This window comes from Streptomyces sp. NPDC002994 (assembly GCF_040611155.1).
Taxonomy (GTDB): domain Bacteria; phylum Actinomycetota; class Actinomycetes; order Streptomycetales; family Streptomycetaceae; genus Streptomyces.
The window spans coordinates 175,460-194,759 of the sequence record NZ_JBEXNQ010000014.1 but is presented as its reverse complement, the minus strand read 5'-3'; the positions used below and the strand labels follow the sequence as shown (position 1 = coordinate 194,759).

Annotated in this window: 17 protein-coding genes; 9 read left to right on the top strand and 8 right to left on the bottom strand. The window is 72.1% G+C overall.

The window, feature by feature from the left end:
* Window positions 1-44: 44 nt before the first annotated feature.
* Complete coding sequence (locus ABZX79_RS20865; protein WP_355259522.1) at window positions 45-1,007, top strand: cation diffusion facilitator family transporter; 963 nt, start codon at window positions 45-47, stop codon at window positions 1,005-1,007.
* On the opposite strand, the gene ABZX79_RS20860 is transcribed toward ABZX79_RS20865, so the two are convergent.
* Entirely contained in the window at window positions 979-2,490 is a 1,512-nt protein-coding gene (locus ABZX79_RS20860; protein ID WP_355259519.1) for a phosphatase PAP2 family protein, read from the bottom strand. The genes ABZX79_RS20865 and ABZX79_RS20860 overlap by 29 nt on opposite strands.
* A gap of 210 nt (window positions 2,491-2,700) precedes the next feature.
* The gene (locus tag ABZX79_RS20855; RefSeq protein WP_355259516.1) at window positions 2,701-3,852 is read right to left on the bottom strand and encodes a Vms1/Ankzf1 family peptidyl-tRNA hydrolase; all 1,152 of its coding nucleotides are present in this window, start codon (window positions 3,850-3,852) and stop codon (window positions 2,701-2,703) included.
* Between the two features lie 64 nt (window positions 3,853-3,916).
* Here ABZX79_RS20855 and ABZX79_RS20850 point away from each other — a divergent pair, with 64 nt between their 5' ends.
* Complete coding sequence (locus tag ABZX79_RS20850; RefSeq protein WP_355259635.1) at window positions 3,917-4,492, top strand: TIGR03086 family metal-binding protein; 576 nt, start codon at window positions 3,917-3,919, stop codon at window positions 4,490-4,492.
* A gap of 8 nt (window positions 4,493-4,500) precedes the next feature.
* Here ABZX79_RS20850 and ABZX79_RS20845 read toward each other — a convergent pair whose 3' ends face one another.
* The 3 genes from ABZX79_RS20845 to ABZX79_RS20835 form a co-directional block, all read right to left on the bottom strand.
* Window positions 4,501-5,046, bottom strand: a complete 546-nt coding sequence (locus ABZX79_RS20845) for a type 1 glutamine amidotransferase domain-containing protein (protein ID WP_355259513.1) — start codon at window positions 5,044-5,046, stop codon at window positions 4,501-4,503.
* 44 nt (window positions 5,047-5,090) lie between these two features.
* Window positions 5,091-5,528 (bottom strand): CBS domain-containing protein, encoded by a 438-nt coding sequence (locus ABZX79_RS20840; RefSeq protein WP_355259510.1) that lies wholly within the window; start codon window positions 5,526-5,528, stop codon window positions 5,091-5,093.
* A gap of 476 nt (window positions 5,529-6,004) precedes the next feature.
* The gene (locus ABZX79_RS20835; RefSeq protein WP_355259507.1) at window positions 6,005-7,810 is read right to left on the bottom strand and encodes a thiamine pyrophosphate-requiring protein; all 1,806 of its coding nucleotides are present in this window, start codon (window positions 7,808-7,810) and stop codon (window positions 6,005-6,007) included.
* A gap of 280 nt (window positions 7,811-8,090) precedes the next feature.
* Between ABZX79_RS20835 and ABZX79_RS20830 the strand changes: the two genes are divergently transcribed.
* Window positions 8,091-8,885, top strand: a complete 795-nt coding sequence (locus tag ABZX79_RS20830; protein WP_355259503.1) for an RNA polymerase sigma factor SigF — start codon at window positions 8,091-8,093, stop codon at window positions 8,883-8,885.
* On the opposite strand, the gene ABZX79_RS20825 is transcribed toward ABZX79_RS20830, so the two are convergent.
* Window positions 8,833-10,062 (bottom strand): PAS domain-containing protein, encoded by a 1,230-nt coding sequence (locus ABZX79_RS20825; RefSeq protein ID WP_355259500.1) that lies wholly within the window; start codon window positions 10,060-10,062, stop codon window positions 8,833-8,835. The genes ABZX79_RS20830 and ABZX79_RS20825 overlap by 53 nt on opposite strands.
* 75 nt (window positions 10,063-10,137) lie before the next feature.
* Here ABZX79_RS20825 and ABZX79_RS20820 point away from each other — a divergent pair, with 75 nt between their 5' ends.
* The 4 genes from ABZX79_RS20820 (at window position 10,138) to ABZX79_RS20805 (ending at window position 14,943) form a co-directional block, all read left to right on the top strand.
* Window positions 10,138-10,845 (top strand): ANTAR domain-containing protein, encoded by a 708-nt coding sequence (locus ABZX79_RS20820; RefSeq protein WP_355259497.1) that lies wholly within the window; start codon window positions 10,138-10,140, stop codon window positions 10,843-10,845.
* 56 nt (window positions 10,846-10,901) lie between these two features.
* Window positions 10,902-12,119, top strand: a complete 1,218-nt coding sequence (locus tag ABZX79_RS20815; protein WP_355259494.1) for a sulfite oxidase — start codon at window positions 10,902-10,904, stop codon at window positions 12,117-12,119.
* A 480-nt stretch (window positions 12,120-12,599) separates the two neighbouring features.
* Entirely contained in the window at window positions 12,600-13,829 is a 1,230-nt protein-coding gene (locus ABZX79_RS20810; RefSeq protein WP_355259491.1) for an aminotransferase class I/II-fold pyridoxal phosphate-dependent enzyme, read from the top strand.
* A gap of 43 nt (window positions 13,830-13,872) precedes the next feature.
* Window positions 13,873-14,943 carry an MBL fold metallo-hydrolase gene (locus tag ABZX79_RS20805; protein WP_355259488.1) on the top strand — a complete coding sequence of 357 codons (1,071 nt, stop codon included), beginning with the start codon at window positions 13,873-13,875 and terminating at the stop codon, window positions 14,941-14,943.
* Here the strand turns inward: ABZX79_RS20805 and ABZX79_RS20800 are convergent, their stop codons facing one another.
* Together ABZX79_RS20800 and ABZX79_RS20795 are read right to left on the bottom strand one after the other, a co-directional pair.
* Complete coding sequence (locus ABZX79_RS20800; protein WP_355259632.1) at window positions 14,944-15,564, bottom strand: VTT domain-containing protein; 621 nt, start codon at window positions 15,562-15,564, stop codon at window positions 14,944-14,946.
* A gap of 56 nt (window positions 15,565-15,620) precedes the next feature.
* The gene (locus ABZX79_RS20795) at window positions 15,621-16,400 is read right to left on the bottom strand and encodes an MBL fold metallo-hydrolase (protein ID WP_355259485.1); all 780 of its coding nucleotides are present in this window, start codon (window positions 16,398-16,400) and stop codon (window positions 15,621-15,623) included.
* Window positions 16,401-16,537: 137 nt separating this feature from the next.
* On the opposite strand from ABZX79_RS20795, the gene ABZX79_RS20790 reads away from it, so the two are divergent.
* Together ABZX79_RS20790 and ABZX79_RS20785 are read left to right on the top strand one after the other, a co-directional pair.
* Window positions 16,538-16,978: a hypothetical protein gene (locus tag ABZX79_RS20790; RefSeq protein ID WP_355259482.1), complete on the top strand. Its 441-nt coding sequence runs from the start codon at window positions 16,538-16,540 to the stop codon at window positions 16,976-16,978.
* Window positions 16,979-17,067: 89 nt separating this feature from the next.
* A complete protein-coding gene (locus ABZX79_RS20785; RefSeq protein WP_355259479.1) occupies window positions 17,068-19,218 on the top strand; it encodes a phage holin family protein in 2,151 nt (716 codons plus the stop codon).
* The last annotated feature ends 82 nt before the right edge of the window (window positions 19,219-19,300 follow it).

Here is a 19,300-nt window from a genome sequence, read left to right as displayed (position 1 = left end):
TTCGCCCTCATACACTGAATACGCTGAATACCCTGAGAGTTGATGTGACCGGAAAGCCCGACCGTAAGACCCGGATTACCGTCCTGGTGGCACTCGCCGCCAATCTCGTCATCGCCGCCGCCAAGACAGTCGGCGGACTGGCATCGGGATCGCCCGCCCTGCTCTCAGAGGCCGCGCACTCCGTCGCGGACAGCCTCAACGAGGTCTTCCTGCTCGCGTCCCTGCACCGCAGTCGCCGCCCGGCGGACCGGAAGCACCCCTTCGGGTACGGCAAGGAACGCTACTTCTGGGCCCTGCTCGCCGCCGTGGGCATCTTCATCATGGGCGGCTGCTTCTCCTTCTTCCAGGGCTTCGAAGCAGCCCGTGGCGCCACTGGCAAGGAGTCGCACACCGGTTACGTCGCCGGGCTCGCCGTCCTCGGTGTCGCCCTCCTCGCCGAGGGGACCTCCCTGGCCCGCGCCCTCTACCAGGCGCGGCGCCAGCCGGGCACAGGCCTTGGCCGCGATCCGGCCCTGCGCACGGTCGTCGCGGAGGACGGCACCGCCGTCGTCGGCGTGCTGCTCGCCGCGGCCGGCATGGTGCTCCACATGGTGACCGGGGACGTCGTTTACGAAGCGGTCGCGTCCTTCTCCATCGGCCTGCTGCTCGTGTACGTCGCCTACCGGCTCGGCCGGGACGCCAGGACGCAGCTCATCGGTGAGGCCGCCGATCCCGAACTGCGCGCGCGCATCCGCGCGCTCATCGAGGCTCAGCCGGAGATCGACAACGTCGACGAGCTGCTGACGATGCAGCTCGGACTCGATTCCCTCCTGGTGGCCGCCCGCGTCGACCTGATGCCCGGCCTGGACAGCGAGGAGGTGGAGCTCGTCTGCGTACGCATCAAACGCTCCGTGAAAATGACCTGGCCGCGAGCCGACCACGTCTTTCTCGACGTCACCGAGGCCCCTTCCGAGGCCCCTGCAGAGGTCTCAGAGGCCTCTACAGAGGCAGCGGACGGTACACGGTGAGCGCCTCACCGACCTTGTCGATGGCCAACTCCCGTGGCGCCTCGGCCACTTCACCGTCGTACGCGAGCAGCGTGCCCGGCGCGAGATCCGAGATCCACACCTTGCGCAGCCGCTGGGCCGCGTGTACCGGGGAGCGGCTCAGCGGGCCCGCCAGCGCCGCCGCCAGCAGCCGCAGGCCCGGCAGCCGCCCGCCGTGCACCACGCGTACGTCGAGCAGCCCGTCGGCCAGGTCGAGGCGCCGGGCGGGGGCCGCGCCGAAGCGCTGGTACATGCCGTTGCCCGCGAACAGCATCCACACCGCGCGCCGACGCCCCTTGTGCTCCCCGATGTTGGCTTCCAGCGGTCGCTCGCCGCGCAGTACTTCGGCCGCCGCCAGTACGCCGGCGGGCCAGCCGCCGATGCGCGGGGCCCAGCGTTCCCTGACCCGTACCAGCTCGGGATAGACGCCCAGGCTGAAGGTGTTGAGGAAATGCCCCGGCTCGCCGCCAGGTCCCGGGCCGGGCGTGAACCGGCCCAGGTCCACCTTGACCGCGTCGCCGGACGCCAGGGCCCGGCAGGTGTCGTGGACTTCCTCGATGCCCAGGTCGTACGCGAAATGATTCAGCGTGCCGCCGGGGAACACGGCGAGCGGCACCCCGTGACGGACGGCGACGACCGCGGCCTGGTTGACCGTGCCGTCCCCGCCGCAGATACCGAGCGCCCGCCCCTGCTGCGCCGCCTTTTCCAACTCGGCCGACAGCTCGTCGGGCTCGCACTCGACGACGTGGGCGCGTGGCAGGGCGTCCCGTACGAGCGCCGCCGTGGCCACAGCCGAACCCGACTGTTTGTTGACCACGACGATCAGGTCCTTGCCGCCGGGCAGCGTGGGGGCTTCGGTGTACGGCCGGCCGGGGGCGGGGATCTGGTCCCGCGTCGGTACGATCCCGCGCACCGCGAACGCCGCTCCTATCCCCAGCGCCGCCCCGACCAGCACATCACTCGGATAGTGCGCGCCCGTGTAGATGCGGGAGAAGGCCACCGACGCCGCGACCGGGGCCACGACCGCACCCCACCCCCTGGACTCCAGCGCGACACCCGTCGCGAACGCCGCGGCGGACGCGGAGTGCCCGGAGGGGAAGGAGGTGGTGATCGGCTGGCGCTTGAGCTGCCGCATCAGCGGCACCGCGTCCAGGACGGGCCTGCCCCGGCGCACCGAACGCTTACCGATGGTGTTGACGGCGGCCGACGCCAGCGCGAGCGAGGCGACGCCGCGCACGGCGGCCCGGCGGGCGCGGTTGCTGCCGCCGAGGGCCGCGATCCCGGCGGCCGTAGCGAACCACAGCACACCGTGGTTCGCCCCGTGGCTCAGGCGCGGCAGGACGCGGTCCGCGCCCGGCCAGTGGTGGGTCGCCACGCCGTGGAAGAGCGCCCGGTCACGGGCGCTCAGCCAGGCGGCGATCCGCCCCGGCGCCCGGGGCGGGACATGCGCGTGTACTGAAGGCATGGCACGCGACTACCCGCCGGGACCTCTTCCGAATCCGGCGGCACGGCTCGGCTCGGGGCCGGAGGCCGCTGACACTTTGCGGCTCCGCCGTGTGAGGGGCTCCGCCCCAGACCCCGCTCCTCAAACGCCGGAGGGGCTGAGCGTTGCCGCTGCGCGGCAAATCCAGCCCGTCCGGCGTTTGAGGACACGTTCGGGAAGGGGCGCGCAGCCCTACGTCCCGTCCGGCCGCGACCACCGCAGCAGCGCCCCCAGCCCGCCCGCGGGGCCGGCGAGGTCCGGTGCGCTGTCGCCCGCCGGAGGGACCATGACCGCCTCGGCGCCGGTCATGGCGGCCGAGCGCAGCAGCGCGTCGTCGGCGCGAGCGGTGTGCGGCTCGCGCTCACTCAGGTAGCGCGCGTCCGTACGGCGTACGGCCAGCTGGTCGGGCTCGTCGCCCACCCACACCTCGCGGGCGGCGTCGGGCCCGTCGGGGTCCACCAGCAGTTCCGAGATCCGGTGCTCGCGCGCGGCGTCCACAAGTGCGGGCACCCCTTCGGCCGCGACGACGATGCCGCCGTCCACGGACGGGTTGCGGGCGGCCCGGAAGCGTTCCAGCTCGGCGGTGGCGTGCCTGCGCGCGTGCTCCTGCCTGGCCCGTTCCACGTCCTCGTCCAGCAGCCGGGAGTCCGCCCCGGCCGACCGGCCGCCGTGGCCCGTTTCGATGGTCAGGGGCTGGAGCCGCTGCGGAAGCGCGTCGTGCACGGCGCGCCGCTCACGCTCGTCGCCCGCCAGGACCACCAGCCCCGCACGGGTCTCCTCCTGACAGGCGCTCAGTGCCTCGGCGGTGTCGCGGGCGTTCTGCTCCCAGGTGTTCTCGACCTTCAGCTGGAAATGGCGTTCGGACCAGTCGTCGCTCGCGGTGCGGTGCAGCGGCCACTCCTCGCCGTGGATCTGCCCGGCGGGACGGCTGCCCAGGGTGGTGCGCAGCTCGAAGTCGGCGCCTTTGCGGTCGATGTACGCGACCAGGCAGACCGGTTCCTCGCCCGCGAGACCGAGCAGTGGGCCGACCCGCGGCAGCACGGACCAGCTGGTCACGGGGGCCGGCGGGCGGATCGCCAGGGGCGGGTCCAGCACCACTTCGCCGCCGTGCGCGAAGACGGCGCGGCCCGCGGGCGCCGCGCTGTGGGTGTACGAGGCCAGGGCGTCGTACACGGCGTACCCCGTCGCCTCGTCGGCGCCCTGTTCCAGCAGGTCGCGGCAGGCCTGGCGGGCGTGGAGCTCGCGCCGTTCGGGAGTGGACTCGTCGATGGTGGAGGTATCGGCGTAGACAGAGGCCCACGGGCCGGCACGTTCGTACAGTGGGGTGAGGAATGAGAGGTCCATTGCTCCCTCCGGGATGTCTGGTAGGACGTGCACGGCGGGTACCCGAAGGTGAACCATGAACACCATGGACTCGAACCTGAACCCGCTCCTCACGCGCCACAGTGAAGCGCTCGCCCTCTTCGGCGGCCACGTACACGCCGTACGCGAGAACCAGTGGCAGGCACCGACCCCCTGCACCGACTGGTCGGTGCGCGATCTCGTCAACCATCTGACCGTGGAACAGCTGTGGGTACCGCCCCTGGTGACCGAGCAGCGCACCATCGATGAGGTCGACATCGAAGGCGACGTGCTGGGCGACGACCCGGTGGCCGTCTGGGACCGCGCGGCCGCCGACGCGCGCGAGGCTCTCGCGGCGCCCGGGGCGCTGGAGCGGACCGTGGAGCTGTCGTACGGGCAGACCACCTGCGCGGCGTACTGCGCGCAGATGGTGTCCGACCTCGTGGTGCACGCGTGGGACCTGGCGCGGGCGATCGGGGCCGACGAGCGGCTGCCCGAGGACCTCGTGAACTTCACGGTGCGCGAAGTGGGACCGTACTCCGCCGACCTGGAGAAGAGCGGTCTGTTCGCCGCTCCGGTGGAACCGCCCCCCGGAGCCGACGTACAGACCAAGCTGCTCGCTCTGCTGGGGCGCCGCGTCTGAAAGCTTGGTCAGGGCTTCGAAGCGCGCGCGAACTCCTCCGTGAACGTCGCGCAGAACGCCTTGAGGTCGTCCGGCTTGCGGCTGGTGATCAGCGTGGCGGGGGAGGCCTCACAGACCTTCACCTGCTCGTCGACCCAGGTGCCGCCCGCGTTGCGGATGTCCGTACGCAGACTGGGCCACGAGGTCAGGGTCCTGCCGCGCACGACATCCGCCTCGACGAGCGTCCACGGGCCGTGGCAGATGGACGCGACCGGCTTGCCCGCGTCGAAGAAGGCGCGCACGAACGCCACGGCCTTCTCGTCCATGCGCAGGAAGTCCGGGTTGGCGACGCCTCCGGGGAGTACCAGGCCGCCGTACTCCTCGACCGAGGCGTCGCCGACCACCTGGTCGACGGGGAAGGTGTCCGCCTTGTCGAGGTGGTTGAAGGCCTGGATCCTGCCCGGCTTCGTGGAGACCAGCCGGGGGGTGTCACCCGTGTCGGTCACCGCCTGCCAGGGCTCGGTGAGTTCGACCTGCTCGACGCCCTGGGGCGCTACGAGAAACGCGATCCGCATCGTGCTCCTTCCCTGAACTGTGTGTTGCGTGTGCTGCGTGTGCTTCAGGAGCCGGTTCCCGGGCCCGGGCTGGGTGCGGCCCGGCTGATGTCGGCGAGCGCCGACTGCGGGTCCTGGAACTCCGCGAGGTCGCCGATACTCACCACACCGAGCGGCCGGCCGTCCTCGACGACGGGGAGCCGCCGGATCGCGTGCTGACGCATCAGGGTGACCGCCGTCGACACCTCGTCGTCCGGGCCGATGCACACCGGCGCCGGTGTGCACACGGACTGGGCGTTGACGGTGAGGGGGTCGACGCCGTCCGCGACCGCGCGCAGCGCGATGTCCCGGTCGGTGAGCACACCGATCAGCTGGTTGTCCTGCGCCACGAGCACATCACCGATGTCCTGCGCGCGCATCAGTTGCGCCGCTTCCACGAGCGAGGCATCGGGCCGTACGGCTGCGACGCCTGCCGTCATGACTTCCCTCACGAACTGGGCCATGGCTGTCTGCCTCATCTCTCTTCACTCGCGCTGTTGGCTACCGGCGCGGGTACCCGTGGCGCGGGTGGCAAACATCCGCCGACGTGGGGTGTTTGAGCCGCGGGGGACGGGGGACTCGGTGCGCGGCTGAGCGGCCATGGGAAAAGGGATGGGTCTCCGGGCGCGGCCCGCACCGCTTCGAACGGCGGCGGTGCGGGCCGCGCCCGGAGTGTTTGTTCCGGTTTCCGGCGGCTTCGGGCAGCTCCGGCAGCTTCGGGGGTTTGCGTACCGCTGTGCTGGTGACCCGGCACGAAGGCCGTCCCAAGGAAGGACAGAGCCAATGGTGGGCTTAACCGTCCTGATCCCGGTACTCATTCCGGTTCTCATGCTGGGTGTGATCATCGCGCTCGGCCGCTACGAAGAATTCATATTGCCGACGGAACTGCCGACGGAGGCGAAGGGCAATCGCCCTCGCCACCGCCGGACAGGCTGAGGACTCAGTCGTCCGCGCCGCGCCGGGGGCTGCCCGGCAGGAACTCCTGGAGCTTCGACTTCAGGCCCTGCTTCATCACCGCAGCCCCCTCCGCGTCGCCCTTCAGCAGCGCCGAGGCCGTCGCCTCGATCTGGTCCCACGTCGCGTGCGGCGGGATCGGCGGCACCGACGGGTCGGTGACGAAGTCCAGTACGACCGGCCGGTCCGCCTCCAGCGCGGTACGCCACGCGCTCTCCACCTGCTCAGGCTTCTCCACCCGGATCCCGACGAGGCCGATCGACTCGGCGAACGCCGCGTACGGCACATCGGGGATCGACTGCGACGGCAGGAAGGACGGGGCGCCGCCCATCGCCCGCAGCTCCCAGGTCACCTGGTTCAGATCCCGGTTGTTCCAGACGGCCACGATCAGCCGTGGGTCCTCCCACAGGTGCCGGTACTTCGCGACCGAGATCAGCTCCGCCATACCGTTCATCTGCATCGCCCCGTCGCCGACGAGCGCGATCGCGGGCCGGTTCGGATGCGCGAACTTCGCCCCGATCGCGTACGGCACCCCGCACCCCATCGTCGCCAGCGTCCCCGACAGCGACGCCCGCATGTCGCCGCGCAGCCGCACATGGCGCGCGAACCAGTTGGTGGCCGAGCCCGAGTCGGCCGTCACCATCGCGTGCTCCGGCAGCAGCCGCGACAGCTCTGCCGCCACCTGCTCCGGATTGACCGGATCGGCGGACAGCGCGGCCCGCCGCTCCATGACCTCCGTCCACCGCTCGACGCTCGCGCAGATCTCGTCGAACCAGTCCCGCGACTCCTGGCGCCGCAGCAGAGGGACGAGTTCGCGCAGCGTCGCCCGCGCGTCGCCGACCAGGTTCACCTCGTACGGGTAGCGCATCCCGATCATGTGCGGATCGATGTCGATCTGCACGGCCCGCGCCTTGCCGAACTCCGGCAGGAACTGGGAGTACGGGAAACTGGAGCCGATCGTCAGCAGCGTGTCGCAGTCCCGCATCATCTCGTACGACGGACGCGTGCCAAGCAGCCCGATCGAGCCCGTGACGTACGGCAGCTCGTCGGACAGCACGTCCTTGCCGAGCAGCGCCTTCGCGACGCCCGCGCCCAGCAGTTCCGCCACCTCCGCGACCTCGGCCCGCGCCCCCGCAGCGCCCTGACCGGCCAGGATCGCCACCTTGTCGCCGGCGTTGAGCACATCCGCCGCCCGCCGCAGCGCGTCCGGCGACGGCATCGCGGTCCAGCTGCTGCGGTCCAGGCTGGAGGGGACCATCTTGAAGGCGTGCGGCGGCGGCGTGTACTCCAGCTCCTGCACGTCCGCCGGCACGATGACCGCTGTGGGACAGCGCCGGGCGTACGCCGTACGAATCGCCCGGTCCAGTACGTTCGGCAGCTGCTCCGGCACGGTCACCGTCTCCACGAAGTCGGAGGCGACGTCCTTGAACAGTGCGTGCAGGTCGACCTCCTGCTGGTACGAGCCGCCCATCGCGCTGCGCGCGGTCTGGCCGACGATGGCCAGCACCGGTACATGGTCGAGCTTGGCGTCGTACAGGCCGTTGAGGAGGTGGATCGCCCCGGGACCGGACGTCGCGGCGCACACCCCGAGCCGGTTCCCGAACTTCGCGTATCCGACCGCCTGGAACGCGGACATCTCCTCGTGCCGGGACTGGATGAAACGCGGCTGGTCCTCGGCGCGTCCCCAGGCCGCCAGCAAGCCGTTGATGCCGTCACCCGGATAGCCGAACACGCACTCGACTCCCCACTCGCGCAGGCGCGACAGGATCCGGTCGGCGACGTCGGTGCTCATATGAAGGCCTCCAGGGGTGCGTGCGGTGCGTGCGGTGAAGCCGGTTAAAGGCAGCACTGTGCCGAGTACCAGGCACGCGCTGATAGAAACCGGCCACCCGAGAACCTGACCCGTTTGGCGTGCGGGAGGCGGGGCACGAGCTCCATGTGCTTCGGACCGGAGGCACGTCCGTGGGAGCGGTGGTTTGCGCTCCGGGCGTGTCATGTCCCGGTGCCCCGGCAAGCCCTCCCCACGGTGACATCCGTCCGCCGTCTGCACCGTTCAGGGAGTTGCAACGAAGATGCGTACCACCACCGTTCGCAGGACGCACCCGCACAACGACGCCCCCGACACCACCGAGGCCTTCCGCCGCCTGTGTGCCATGCCCGAGGGGGAGGAGAGGGAGGCCGTCCGCCAGGAGATCGTGAACGCGTGGCTGCCGATGGCCGACCGGCTCGCGGGCCGGTTCCGTAACCGCGGCGAGGCCATCGAAGACCTGCGCCAGGTGGCCGCGCTCGGCCTCGTCAAGGCCGTCGACCGGTACGACCCGGACCACGGCTCGGCCTTCGAGAGCTACGCCGTGCCGACCATCACCGGCGAGATCAAGCGGCACTTCCGCGACCACATGTGGACCCTCCACGTGCCGCGCCGCGTCCAGGACCTCCGCAACCGCGTCCGCGCCGCCAGTCAGGAGCTGTCCGCGACCGTGTCGGGCCGTGCCCCCACCGTCGCGGAGATCGCGGAGAAGGCCGGCATGACCGAGGAGGAAGCCCTCAGCGGGCTGGAGGCACTCGACTCCTTCACCGCGCTGTCCCTGGACGCCCAGCTGCCGGGTTCTGGCGACGGCTACTCACTCAGCGACGCCCTCGGCGAACCCGACGGCGCGCTCGACGTCGTCGTGGACCGCGAGGCCGTCAAGCCGGCCCTCGACCGGCTTCCCGACCGCGAGAAGAAGATCCTCTACATGCGCTTCTTCCGCGACATGACGCAGAGCAGCATCGCCGAGGACCTCGGACTCTCCCAGATGCACGTCTCCCGGCTGATCAGCCGCTGCTGTACCCGCCTGCGCGACGAGGCTCTGCGGGACGCCGCATAGCGAGCCCGGCATGGCGTGACATCAGGTCCATGACCTGGCCCTCCGCCATGGAGAACGCCCGCCGGGGCCCCGTACGGAACAGGGTGAGCACCCCCTGTACGGGCCCGGGGGCTCCGGCCCCGGCTCCGGCCCTGGCCCCGTCGATGCTCGGCGCCGTCAGCGGTACGCACAGCAGCGAGGTGACGTCCGCCCGTACGAGCACCGGATCGCCCGCCGGGTCGCGGCCGAAGCCGGCCGTGTCCTCCGGCCGCACCTGGAGGCTTGCGGACCCGCCGCGGGCGGCCTCCATCACCAGCGGGCAGTCGGCCGGGTCCTGCCCGGCCAACACCTGCGCGAGCGCCTCGTCGCCCGGGGCGGCGTCGGGCCCGAGCACCAGCGTGCGCTTGAGCGGCTTCCCGGCGACGGCGTCGGCGACCACCCAGTCGGCGAACCGCCCGTGCAGGACCCGCGCCGCGGCCCCCAGAGCCGCCTCCTGGTCCCCGGGCGCGACGGACAGCAGCTCCGTCGTCATCGCGTCGACGAGGTCAAGAAGCTCCGCGTGCCGGGTCGACTCGGAGAGATCCGGCACCGCCCGCCAGCCCGCCGCGACGGTCCCCGGAAGTGGATAGGCGCCGGTGGAGACCCCGGACTGGAAGACGACGAGCACCGCCGGATGCGGCTCGTCCGGCGGGCGCAGCGGGGTCAGGGTGGCCAGCAGCCGTTCCTCCGGTCGTTGCTGGAGGTGGACGGTCAGGCTCCGGTCGCCCTCGCCGCGCGCCACGGCCGCGGCCTGCGAGCGGAACGCGGCCCGGTCCCCGGGGCTCAGCAGCGCCGCCAGCGGGCGCCCCGTCGCATATCCGGCGCGTACGCCGGTGAGACCCGTCGCGGCGAAGTTCATCCGCCGTACGACGGTGTCCCTGTCCACCAGGGCCACCGGCAGCGGCAGCCGCTGGAACAGGGCCTTGAGCAGCTGCCGCTCCTGTCGCTCCTGCCGGTCGGGGGAGGAGGCGTGGGGGGCGGCTGCCTTCAGTTGCTCGTACTTCGGCCACAAAGTGTCGGCCACGTGCCGGAGTTCGAAGAGCGCCGCATCCAGGACGGCGAGGTGCTCGTCGGGCGGCAGGGCGCGGGCTGTCCTCAATTCGCCGACCCGTCTGACGAAATCCGCCAGTTCTGCGCCGAAGTCGTCCGTCTGCGTCATACGAGAAAGCTAACCGGTCCAGCGGTTTTGCGGACCGGGTGGTGGGAAGCCGCACAAGGAAGGGAGGACGCCACCATGCTCTCCGAGCAGGAAGTGCAAGGACCGGAACCCGATTCAGCCGTGCGCCGGCTGTCCGAACTGGCGGAACAGTCCGCGCGCTGCGCCCCCGCCAGCTGCGGCGCCGTGGCGACGATCACCGACGGCGGCGCGGAACGGCGCACCACGGCGACCCATCCCGACCTGGACGCGTTGGCCTCGGTCCAGCTCGCCGTGGGCGACGGGCCGATCCCGACCGCGCTCGACCGTGGCGAACCCGTGGACGCGCAAGACCTGCTGAATGAGGAACGGTGGCCCCAGTACCGGGCCCTGGCGCTTGATTCCGGCGTACGGGCCAGCGTGACCATCCCCTTCTGCCGCACCGGCATCGAAGTCACCGTCAGTCTCTACAGTTTCCGCCCCGGCTCCCTGGAGCGCGCGGCGTACGGCCCGGTGGGCGTCCTCGGCGAGCAGATGACCGCCGGCCTGGTCCGCGACCGGCGCTACCGCGAGGCCCTCACCGAGGTCGACCAACTGGAGACGGCGCTGCGCTCGCGCGCCGCCATCGACCAGGCAAGCGGCATCGTGATGCACGTGCTGCGCTGCGACAGCGAGGAGGCGTTCGCGGTGCTGCGGCAGATCTCGCAGCGGTCGAACCGCAAGCTGGCGGAGGTCGCGGAAGCGGTCGTCGAGGGCAAGGGGCGTGGCCTGGAAAGCACTCTGGCCCGGCTCGCGGGACGCCTCTAGGATCACCCGTCCCTGTCTTCTCGTTTTCTCCCGACGGACGTGTGAGGAGTTCCGCGATGAGCACTGCGACGACCCCTGGGCCCGACCGCTCCAGACTCGGCCAAGTGGGCCGCCGCGATCTGCTGAAACTGTTCGCCGCGGCCCCGGTCGCGGCGCAGTGGGCCGCCGCCGGGCCCGCTGCGGCCGCCGTGTCGCCCGGCATCGTGAAACCGCTGCCGCCGGAGCTGTTCACGATCCGCGGCACCAACGCCGAGACGAACGTCAGCGCTTTCGCCGGGACTGGCCGGCTCACCCCCGCCGACCGCTTCTTCGTACGCAACCACACCTCCACACCGCGGCTGGGTGAGTCGGACTGGAAACTGACGGTGTGGGGGAGCGGGCTCGGCGGCAGCCGCCGGGTCGATTTCACGTACGGGCAACTGCGCTCCCTGCCCTCGGTCACCCGCACCGCTTTCCTCGAATGCGCGGGCAACGGCCGCAACTACTTCGACACCCAGCAGGGACAGCCCGTCATCGGCACCCCCTGGACACTCGGCGCGATCGGCGTCGCCCGCTGGCGCGGTGTGCGGCTCGCGGACGTCCTACGGCTCGCCGGCATCACCGACCGCGCGGTCGACGTGATGCCGCGCGGCCTGGACGACGCCTTCGTCGCCGGCGGCGTCAGCCTCGGCAGGCCGCGCAGACCGCTCCCGGTCGCCAAGGCCATGAACGACGTGATCCTGGCCTACGAGATGAACGGCGAACCTCTCCCGTACGACCACGGCTTCCCGGTACGGGTGGTCGCTCCCTCCTGGGTCGGGATCGCGTCGATCAAGTGGCTCGGCGACATCGAGGTGAGCGATACGCCGCTGTCCTCGCCGTGGACCACGCAGTTCTACCGGCTGTTCGGCGAGGCGTATCCGCCGGAGGGCAGCGTCCCGCTCACCCGGCAGACGATCAAAAGTACGTTCGAGTTAGCGGCGGGGGCGGTCTTCGAGGCGGCCCGGGTCCACCACCTGACCGGCCGCTCCTGGTCGGCGGCCGGGGCGGTGCGGAGGGTGGAGGTCAGTACGGACGGCGGGGCGCACTGGCGCCCCGCGAGGCTCCGCGACACCCCGCACCGGGACAGCTGGGTGCGCTGGTCGGCCGACTGGCGCCCGCGTCATGCGGGCCCGGCGGAGCTCCTGGCGCGTGCGACGGACACCGCGGGCAACACGCAGCCACGGGTCTCGGTGCACAACGCCCAGGGCTACCTGTTCGACGCGGCCGTCCGCCACCGGGTCACCGTGCGGTGAGCTGTGCGCTGCGTGGGTGTCCTCAAACGCCGGACGGGCTGGATTGCCCCGCTCACCCTGGTTTGCCGGGCGCGGGCGGAAGCCTGTGTGCCCCGCATGCCCCCGGGGCTCGGCCCCGCCCCCGGACGCCCTTCGGGCGTGTCCTCAATCGCCGGACGGGCTGAGATTTCCGGCTTGCGCCGGATTTTCCTGTGCGGCTCGAAGACCGTGGCCGTCCGGCGGCAGCGGAGCCGTGGCTGCCCCGGCCGTTCGGTTGCCCGGCGCGGAAGCGACGCTCGCGGGGCAAAATCAAGCCCGTCCGGCGTTTGAGGACACTGGGCGGAGCCCCAGGTCGCGGTGGCGGGGAAACAGCCCGTCCGGCGATTGAGGACCGGGGGCTGGGGCGGAGCCCCGGGTGGACGGCGTCCCGGGAGCGGGGGTTGTGAACCACCCGTATAACCGTATACAGGGCGGCGAGCCGATCGGCGTGGAGGTGACCGCATGCAGCGGACGGGCGAGGAAGGGCGCGGCCAGGTCCGGTACGGGCCGCCCGCCCCCAGCCCCGGACTGCCCGTACTGCCGGAATTGTCCGCCGTCCTGGCCGCCGCGGCCGGCCGCACCCACGCCGAACCCCCCGGCGGCGGGCACGCCCTGCGCGGGGCCGCCGCCGCGTACTGGTGGCGGCGCGGGCTGCACGTCGAGCCGCGGTGCGTTGCCGCCGCCTCCGGCGCCCAGCCACTCCTGTTCGCCCTGATGGCGGCCGTCGGCGGCGACGTCATGCTGCCCCGGCCCTGCCCCGCCTGGTGGGTGCCGCAGGCCACGATGCTCGGCCGCGCCGCCTACCACGTGCCCACCCCGGCCGAGTGCGGCGGCGTACCCGATCCGTTCGCGCTGCTCGAAACCGTACGACGGGTCCGCGACGAGGGCGGCGACCCGCGCCTCCTCCTGCTCTGCGTCCCCGACGACCCGACCGCCACCGTCCCCCCGCCCGAACTCGTGCACGAGGTCTGCGAGGCGGCCGTCTCCGAGGGCCTCCACATCATCAGCGACGAGACCTGGAGCGACACCTTGCACCGGCCACAGGAGACGGTGTTCGTCAGCCCCGCCGAGATGTTCCCCGGCCAGGTGACCGTCCTGGTCGACCTGGCCGGGGCGTACACACCGGCGAGCTGGCCCGTCGCCGTAGCCCGTTGCCCCCTCACCACACAGGGCGCCGCACTGCACGACAGGACCCTCGACCTGCTGACCGCCATCGGCGCCGTCGTGCCGGGACCCGTCGCCGAGGCGGCGACGTACGCCCTCGGCGAGCCGGAGCCGGTTGCCGTCAGGCTCCGGACCGCCGCCGCACTGCACGCGCGCGTCGCCGCCGCCGCGCACCGCACGCTCCTCGCCTCCGGCGCGCTCGCCCGCCCGCCGCAGGCCGGCCGGCACCTGTACGCCGACCTCGGACCGCTGCGGGCCGGCCTCGCCGCCCGCGAGGTCACCGACTCCCTGGAGCTGGAGGGGTACTTGAGCGCACGGCTCGGCGCGCCCGTCCCCGGCGGCCACCGCTTCGGCGACGAAATGGCCACGCTGCGCGTGCGGATCGCGACTGCTCCCCTGCTCGGGGCAACCCCGGAGCAGCGTCTGGAGTCCCTCACGTCAGCACAACCCCTGGAATTGCCGCACGTGGCCCGAGCGTTGAGCACGTTCGTAACGGCCTTCGACGAACTCCGCCGACCCGACGCCTGATCACATCGGCTTACGCCTTACGCCACCGAACGGAGCCCTCTCGATGACGGAGACGCAGCAGCAGACCGAGGAGCAGGCCGAGCCGCAGACCGAGCCGCAGGCCGGGCTGCGGGCAGAACGCTCCATCGCCGCTCCCGGCACGCTCGCTCCGCCCCGCCCCCTCGGCGAAATCCGCACCTGGCCCCGGTCGTTCGCCGACCGCCTCACCACCCCGCTCCCCGGCGTCAAGGCCTTCGCCAGGCTCGCCCGCGAAGGCGCCCTGCGCCCGGGACCCGAGGGCCTGCGTGACATCGCACTCGTGCCCTACGAACCCGCCCCACTGCCCGCCGCGGACATCTCCACCCTCGCCGTCACCTGGGCGGGCCACGCCAGTTGGGTCGTACGCATAGGTGGGCTCACCGTCCTCACCGACCCCGTCTGGTCACAGAAGATCCTCGGTACGCCCGCCCGCGTCACGCCCGTCGGCGTCCGCTGGGAGGACCTGCCGCAGATCGACGCCGTCGTCATCAGCCACAACCACTACGATCACCTCGACGCCCCCACCCTCAAGCGCCTCCCGCACGACACGCCGCTCTTCGTTCCGGCCGGCCTGGCCCGCTGGTGCCGGCGCCGCGGCTTCACCCGGGTCACCGAGCTCGACTGGTGGGAGGGCGCCGAACTGGGCGGTGTCCGCTTCGACTTCGTCCCCGCCCACCACTGGAGCAAGCGCTCCCTGACCGACACCTGCCGCTCCCTGTGGGGCGGTTGGGTGATCAGTGACCAACAGGGCTACGGGCAGCGGCTGTACTTCGCCGGCGACACCGGCTACGGCCACTGGTTCAAGGAGATCGGCGCCCGCTACCCGGGTATCGACCTGGCGTTGCTCCCCATCGGCGCGTACGACCCCCGCTGGTGGCTCAGCGACGTACACGCGGATCCGGAGGAGGCCGTGCAGGCGTGCGAGGATCTCGGCGCGACGCGGATGGCCCCGATGCACTGGGGGACGTTCGTGCTCTCGGCCGAGCCGGTCCTGGAGCCGCTGACCCGGGTACGAACGGCCTGGCAGAAGGCGGGGCGAGTGCGCGAGCGGCTGTGGGACCTGCCGATCGGCGGCTCGCGCGTACTGAGCGGGTAGCTACGCGCCCCGCAGCCTCCGCCACACCGCCGGCGCCCCGCTGATCAGCAGCGTCAGCGCCACCGCCGCCACGACGCCCTGCCACGGCTCGGGGAAGAGGGAGCCGCCGAGGATGCCGATCAGCTGGTACGCCGCCGCCCAGGCGAGGCACGCCGGTACGTCGCCCCTCGCGAAGCGGTGCATCGGCATCTTCGACAGCAGGCACGCGACCATCACCGGAATCCGGCCGGCCGGCACGAGCCGGGAGAGCACCAGCACCCGCGACCCGTGCTCGTGGAGTCCGCGCCGCGCCTGCTCAAGACGCTCGGGCGTCGCCCGGCCCCGCAGCGCCTCCAGCCGGCGCGATCCGTTCTTCGAGCGGATCCCGCGCAGGCCGAGCCAGTACAGACCCATGTCGCCGAGAAACGCGGCGGACGACGCCAGCGCGAAGACGACCAGCAGCGCGAGCGGGTCGCTGTGGTGGAAGGCCACCACAGCTGCCGTACTCACCAGCGCCCCCGTCGGCACCACCGGCACCAGGGATCCCAGCACCACCAGCAGGAACAGCGCCGGATAGCCGACCGCCTGTTGGGCCGACTCCGGGGGCACCTGGCGCACCACGTCCTGCGCCGTCGGTATCAGTGACGTCTGGATCAGTGACGTCTGGATCAGTGACGTCTGGATCAGCGAGGCATGGCTCACCGGCACGCCTCCGGCCGGACACTCTCGCCGTGCCCGAGCCGGTGCACCGCCACGCCCGGTGCGATCCGCGCCGCCTGCCGTACGAACTCGTCGCCGGGCGAGTGGAACTCGTGCGGCCTGACCCCGTCCATCCCGATCGGCCAGTACGTCCCGTAGTGCACCGGCACGGCCGCGCGCGGCGCGATCCGCGCGAGCGCCTGCGCCGCCCGGCGCGCGTCCAGATGCCCGTGCCCCAGAAAGGGCCCCCAGCCGCCGACCGGCAGCAGAGCCACGTCGACCGGCCCGACGGCGTCCGCCATGTCGTCGAAGAGCCCGGTGTCCCCGGCGAAGTACGTACGGGCCTCACCGGTGACGACGTATCCGAGCGCGGGGGCGTGGTGCGGCCCGAACGGCAGCCGCCGCCCGTCGTGCAGCGCCGGAACCGCCCGTACGACCAGATCCTTCACCCGTACCTCGTCGCCGGGCTCCACCTCGGTGACGCGCAGCCCCTGCCCGGAGAGCCTGCGCAGGCCGGGCACGGCCCGCGGGGCGCCGCGCGGCACGATCAGTGCGGTGCCCGGCGCGAGGCGGCCCAGCGACGGCAGGTGCAGATGGTCGTTGTGCAGGTGCGAGACGAGCACGGCGTCGGCCTCGGCGGCCTCGGGCGGCGGCAGCGCACCGCGCCTGCGGCGCAGATGGGCCAGGCGCCGCGTGAAGAGCGGGTCGGTCAGTACCCGGGTCCCGGAGTCCGCGACGGTGCAGGTGGCGTGACCCCACCAGGTGATCTCCACCGTCACGAACGGCCTCCTCGCCAGTCATCGCCGGGGGCGCCCCCTGTACGAGCGTAGGCCGTAGCGCGCCTCATCGCGCGCCTCCTCCCCGTGACACGATCGGAGTAGGGTCGGCGGCGGCAGCCAGCACGGGGGGTCAGGTCATGGACGAGGTACGAGACGACGTACGGGACGACGTACGGGACGACGTACGAGTGGCGGCCATCGCCAGCCTGACTCCGCTCGAAGAGCTCGACAGCGATCCGTTCCTGGTGGACACCCGGCGCCAGCAGGCGATGTGCGCACGCTGGGCCGCCGACAAGGGTTACGTCGTCACACGGCAGCTGATCTTCTACGCGATGGCCCCGGACCACCGCGCACTGTGGGCGGACGTCGAGGCGGGCACGGTGGACGTCTTCGTCGCGCCCAACGAGCGCGTGCTGGAGCGGGCCCTGACGTCCGTGCCGGAATTCTCCGCGGAATGCGAGCGCCGGGGCGTACGCCTGGAGACGGCGGGCCTCGACGAGCCCACGTACACGGCGGCCATGAAGGCCGGCGTGCACCGGAGACTGTCGATGCCGACGGCCGGTTACGACGGCTGCTGACAGCTTCTGACCGGGCACTTTGCCCCGCTGTGCCACGCTGGAATGGAAGCGGGCCCCAGGTTCGGCCCGGGACGTGAGGTGGGGACGGCGTGGTCCGACGGCGATGGCGCAGCGCGGGCAGCGCCCTGCTGCGCGTGGTCACGGTATGGATGGTGTCGACGCTCACGATGCTGGCGCTCGCCGGCATCCTGCCGGACTTCCAGCTCAAGGCCGACGACGGCGACAGCATCACCCGTGTCGCGCTCACCGCGGTCTGGGGCGCGGGCGCGTTCGGTCTGCTGGGCGCGCTGGTGTGGCCCTTGGCCGTACGGGCGCTGCTGCTCGTACCCGTACTCGTACTCGGCCTGCTCGTCTTCTTCCTCAACGGCTCGCTCCTGCTCATCGCGCTCAGCCTCATCCCCGACGGGCGCGGCGAGGCCGAGCCCGAGACCGCGGTGGTCGTCGCCGCCGTCATGTCCGCCGTCGCCTCGGCGACCTCCGGAGCCCTCGCGGTACGTGATGACACCGCGTACCGGCGCAGGCTCTACCGACTCGCCCACCGCCGCCACCGACGGGGCGGCGACGACGGGCGCAACGGACTGCCCGGCACGCTCTTCCTGCAGCTCGACGGTGTCGGCCACGAAGTGCTGCTCCAGGCGGTCGCCGACGGACTGATGCCGACCGTCGCGGCGTGGCTCGACGGCGACGAACCCACGCACCGGCTGACCCCGTGGCGTACCGACTGGTCCAGCCAGACCGGCGCCAGCCAGCTCGGCATACTCCACGGCTCCAACCACGACGTCCCCGCCTTCCGCTGGTACGAGAAGGAGACCCGGGAGGTCGTCGTCTCCAGCCGCCCGGCGAGCGCGGCCCTCATGCAGCGCCGCGCGATCGCCCGTACGGGAGACGGCGGACTGCTCACCTTCGACGGCGCGAGCCGCGGCAATCTCTTCAGCGGCGGTGCCGACCAGCTCGCCCTCGTCCTGTCGATCACCGCCCGGCGCGGCCGGTCCAACCGGTCCCGGGCCGGTTACTTCGCGTACTTCTCCGACCCGGCCAACGCCGTACGTACCGCCGTCTCCTTCGTCGCGGAAGTCGCCCGGGAGATCGGCCAGTCCGCGCGCGCACGGCTGCGCGGCGACAGCCCGCGGGTGAAGCGGGGCGGGCTCTACCCCTTCATCCGGGCCTTCGCGACCGTCGTGCAGCGGGACGTGGTGGTCGCGTCGGTGCTCGGCGACATGCTCGCCGGACGCACCGCCATCTATGCCGACCTGGTCGCGTACGACGAAGTGGCGCACCACTCGGGGCCGCACAGCGCGGACGCGCTGAAGGTCCTGGAGCGGCTCGACCGGTCGCTGGAGCTGATCGCCAAGGTCGCCGAGCACGCGCCGCGCGCGTACCGGATCGTGCTCCTGTCCGACCACGGGCAGAGCCCGGGGGAGACCTTCAAGGCCGCGTACGGGCTCACCCTCTCCAACCTGGTGAGGGCGGGGTGCGGGCTGCCCGTCCCGCGCCGCGCGGCGGGTACCACCAGCGCCTCGGAGGCACGCGACGCCGTACGTACCGCGCTGCACCGGCCGGTGCCCGACGACGAGGAGGAGCCCGAGCACCCGGAGCCCGTCACCGACCCGGTCGTGCTGGCATCGGGCAATCTGGGGCTGATCTCGTTCCCCGACGTGGCGGGGCGGGCGACGCGCGAGCAGATCGACCGTCACCATCCGGCGCTGCTGACGACGCTCGCCAATCACCCCGGCATCGGCTTCCTGCTCGTACGCAGCGAGGAGCACGGCGCGGTGGTGCTGGGGGCGGACGGCGCCGAACTGCGGCTGGACGGCGATGGCGATGGCGATGGCGACGGTACGGGTGACAAGGCGCTGCTCGCGGCGTTCGGGAAGGGCGCCGCCGACGCCGTGCGCAGGACCTCCGGTTTCCCCCATGTCGCCGACATCATGGTCAACTCCTGGCACGATCCGCAGACCGGCCGCGTGCACGCCTTCGAGGAGCAGATCGGCTCGCACGGTGGCCTCGGCGGTGAACAGGCCCGCCCGTTCCTCCTCTCCCCGTACGTTCTCTCCGCGCCCGTCCCGGACGGGGAGGAGCTGGCCGGCGCCGAGCAGGTGCACCGGGTGCTGCGGCGGTGGCTGCGCGAGTGCCAGGGGCCGCAGGTGCCGGTGGTGGCGGCGGCGGATTCCCGGCCAGAAATGGAAGCGGAAGGACCTTTTCCGGTTGGTGATGGCGCCGTACGGGATAAATCCGCCTGATTTGGTGGCATCACCAAGTCGCCCGCGACGCGGAGTGCAGTGCGAATTCATGGTCCACTCTGTTGGCGGCACGCACCGGCTC